Source organism: Syntrophaceticus schinkii, assembly GCF_000946815.1.
Taxonomy (GTDB): Bacteria; Bacillota; DSM-12270; order Thermacetogeniales; family Thermacetogeniaceae; genus Syntrophaceticus; species Syntrophaceticus schinkii.
This window is the reverse complement of sequence record NZ_CDRZ01000203.1, coordinates 1-998: the sequence shown is the minus strand read 5'-3', so window position 1 is coordinate 998 and position 998 is coordinate 1. Positions and strand designations below refer to the sequence as shown.

Sequence of the window (998 nt, the reverse complement as noted above, 5' to 3'; positions counted from 1 at the left end):
TCCGGCTTTTTTCTCATTTCTTTTTCATTAAAACCGTGTACTTCTTTTTCTTTTTTCTTTTCTTTCGGTTTGTAGGTTCTCTTCATTTTTTTCAACCCTTTCTGCAATCGATTCAGGCTATTATTTCCTCACACTTCTTTATTAAATTATAGACAACTGCTTTACTATGTCAAGCAAGTGATTCCTGCAGATTCTCTGGCTTGTACACCCCGGTAATCTTTGCTATATTAAATAAGGCAACATCTTATAAACAGTTTGTTAACATATTGTCAGAAACTCCGCAGGTGATCGCCTAAGTTCTTGCGGTGCAAGCAACGCAGTATAAAAGCAAAATTTTATTAATTCGCATTTTTTAAACCAAACAGGCAGGAAAAAACATAACTAAATGACAAAAACCTCCTGGAAGCAACAACGATCAAATCATCATTTCCAGGAGGTGTTACCACCGATGTCGAAACGGTGGCTCAAAGATTTTCTTCGATTACATCAACAAGGTATTCCTGCCTGAGGGCTGTACAAAATGGGCAAAGAATGAAAGAAAAGATCCAGAGATAGAACCGGGTACTATCTGGGTAACACTTCTGATAGGCTTTGCTTTGCAGGTGCAAAGTTTGGAAGAACTTGAGCGCAGAGCAAAAGAGAGTTTTAAAAAGCTTCTACCCAGGAAACAGAGGCCACCCTCGGCAGATACCATCCGTCACAGTTCTATTGGAATGGAACTGGAACCGATTAAAAAGCTGTATATAGCAGTAATCAACAAAGCACGGCGCAGCAAGATGTTGCCGACCATTGATCATTACCGTGTAGCGGCTATTGACGGCACAGGTATATTCAGAACTCAGAGCCGATGCTGTAACGCCTGCCAGGAAGTGCATCACCAGGATGGGACGACTACCTACGAGCATAAGATTGTCACCTGCCAGATAGTGGGTGGCAAACCGCCGATCATTTTAGGTTTTGAACCGATCAAGCCGGGGGAGGGCGGAGACCACAGGCTT

The 998-nt window shown here is 42.4% G+C and carries 1 protein-coding gene; it reads left to right on the top strand.

The genetic code is table 11. The features are described 5' to 3' along the window. Positions 1-611: 611 nt before the first annotated feature. A partial coding sequence (locus SSCH_RS07480) for a hypothetical protein (RefSeq protein WP_044664919.1) occupies positions 612-998 on the top strand: 387 nt, incomplete at its 3' end.